The 2,065-nt window shown below is 61.6% G+C and carries 3 protein-coding genes and 1 pseudogene; 2 read left to right on the forward strand and 2 right to left on the reverse strand.

Annotated elements, in window-relative coordinates:
- Both C0V97_RS17770 and C0V97_RS17775 read right to left on the reverse strand, forming a co-directional pair.
- Positions 1 to 893, reverse strand: an 893-nt coding sequence (locus tag C0V97_RS17770) for a cation transporter (RefSeq protein ID WP_199752025.1), incomplete at its 3' end; no start/stop codon positions are given.
- A 135-nt stretch (positions 894 to 1,028) separates the two neighbouring features.
- Positions 1,029 to 1,244 carry a heavy-metal-associated domain-containing protein gene (locus C0V97_RS17775; protein ID WP_158625374.1) on the reverse strand — a complete coding sequence of 72 codons (216 nt, stop codon included), beginning with the start codon at positions 1,242 to 1,244 and terminating at the stop codon, positions 1,029 to 1,031.
- Between the two features lie 109 nt (positions 1,245 to 1,353).
- Here C0V97_RS17775 and C0V97_RS17780 point away from each other — a divergent pair, with 109 nt between their 5' ends.
- Positions 1,354 to 1,734 carry a hypothetical protein gene (locus tag C0V97_RS17780; RefSeq protein ID WP_127102080.1) on the forward strand — a complete coding sequence of 127 codons (381 nt, stop codon included), beginning with the start codon at positions 1,354 to 1,356 and terminating at the stop codon, positions 1,732 to 1,734.
- Positions 1,735 to 1,809: 75 nt separating this feature from the next.
- Positions 1,810 to 2,065, forward strand: a pseudogene (locus C0V97_RS17785) (copper resistance system multicopper oxidase); the annotation flags it as partial.

The following is a 2,065-nucleotide window of genomic DNA, read 5'->3' on the forward strand; positions in this document are numbered from 1 at the left end:
ACTGGGCGGGAGACGACTGATTCGCCCTCGATCCGGTTAGCGATTTCCGGTTTGAGGTTGAGAAGGGCTTCCAGACCGGACGCAGCACGATGACGCGCCCTTTCCTCCATCAACCGCCCCAATGAGACAAGAAGAATGACGAAGGCACTAGCCTCGAAATAGACTGGCAGGTCGAGCCCGAACAGCGTCACAGCAAGGCTGAACCCGTAAGCTATGCTGGTCCCGAGGCAGACCAGCACATTCATATTGGCGCCCCCCGTGCGCAGGGCATGCCATGCGCTTCGATAGAAAACGCGCGCCGAGTAGAATTGCACAACCGTCGCACAAAGCGCCTGCATCCAGAGCGGTACGACATGGTGGAAACCAAACGCCATGCCGATCATCTCCACGATAAAGGGCAGGCAGAGCAGAGCGGTCAGGACGAGATCGATATAAACCCTGTGGCTCGCGTCGTCTTGCGCGCCAACGCGTCCCTGCTGGGGGGCGCTTGCTCCGAACCCAGCTCTGGCTACCGCTGCGATGAGACCCTGCTCATCGATCAGCCCATCCACATATCGGATATGCGCCCGTTCACTTGCCAGGTTGACTGTGGCACTCACCCCAGGAAGTCGATTGAGCAGCTTCTCGAGCCGGGCAGAGCAGGCGGCGCAAGTCATACCCGAAATTGCCAGAACGATCTCGGACCGGGCGATGCCAAACCCCGTCTTTTCAACCAGATTTTCCAGGGTTGGGAAGTCCGGGGCCCCCTCTCCCCGCGTGACCACGGCGCGAGAGGAAGCGAAATTGACACTGGCCGTGACGCCCGCCTGCCGGTTGAACTGCTTCTCCAGCCGCGCCGCGCAAGCGGCGCAACTCATGCCAGTGATTTCAAGATCGAGGGTAGAAACAGACATCGGTCCGGCTTTTCCTTTGTGTACCCTCGGGGGAGGACAGGCGCATCCTGGCTTGGGTCAGGTCCTGATCCGGAATGCGGATTGCCGTCGCCGCCGCCCGGTTCTGAGTGCTGGCTGCGGTTTGGCTCATCGCGCCTAGCGGCGTACCACGTCGAAGCCGGTTTCCCCGATCACGGTCTCGACGGCCGCGCGCGGAAGGGACGTATCGCCCGTCGATACGGTAACGTCACCGGTCTCGTGGCTTGCCTTGACCGCAGTGACACCGGGGATCGTGCTCAGGGATTTTTCAAGACGGCTCGAGCAGCCCCCACAGGACATTCCGTCTACCTTGAACTGCATCGTTGTGCTCATCGTGGTTCTCCTCATCGGTACCGATGGTCAACTAGGTAGGCATCATACGGGTTGCAATCAACTCGCAGCCTTGCATAGAGTATGGCTATTCTCCCCTGGTCGAGGAACCATGCCCCGGCATCGCCGCTCCCTCCTGATCGTCACGGTCGTGACATGCATGATCGCTTTGCGTGGGTTGCTCCCTGCGACGGCGAATGCCCTGCCGCACGCCCATGATGGGTGCGGCATGACATTGTCTGTTGAAGCATCCCATCAGGGCTGCATCGACCATCCGGCGATGCCTGCGCACAAGCAGGCGCATGGTCACGACTGCGGCTCCTGCCTGCCCTCTCCCGGCTGCCTGTCGGTCCTGACCCTGCCTCAGGAAATTCGCCATGGCAGAAGTACCGCTGCTGTGGGGGCAGCTTATGCCCTGCCACGTACGGCATTCCTTTCCGGACAACTCTCCCCCCCTGATCTGCGTCCGCCCAAGGCGTTTCTGAACCTCTGATACGTTGCCCCGCTCATGGCCTGCATGGCTGCGACGCGCGGGCTCCTATTGCACGTGATGTTCAGGACAAAATTCATGACAATGCTTTCCCGCCATGGGGCAGGCCTGTCGCGTCGTATTTTCGTCAGCGGTCTCGCAGGGTTGGGCGCCTCGCCCGTTCTCTCTGCTCGAGCCGATGTCGTGCCACGCCCAGATCCGGCCGCCATCCCCCGCGTCGCAACATCGCGTCCGCGCCTCGACATCGACACACGCATGTGGACCATCGGCAATCGCACCGGCCGGGCCTTCACGGTCAATGGCAGTGCCCCTGCCCCCACGCTGCGTTGGCGCG

This window comes from Asaia sp. W19, from assembly GCF_003994335.1.
Taxonomy (GTDB): domain Bacteria; phylum Pseudomonadota; class Alphaproteobacteria; order Acetobacterales; family Acetobacteraceae; genus Asaia.

What these genes read in the sequence shown, in the direction of transcription:
- C0V97_RS17775 (WP_158625374.1), bottom strand. Translation starts at nt 1,244, where the DNA reads ATGAGCACAACGATGCAGTTCAAGGTAGACGGAATGTCCTGTGGGGGC.
- C0V97_RS17780 (WP_127102080.1), top strand. Translation starts at nt 1,354, where the DNA reads ATGCCCCGGCATCGCCGCTCCCTCCTGATCGTCACGGTCGTGACATGC.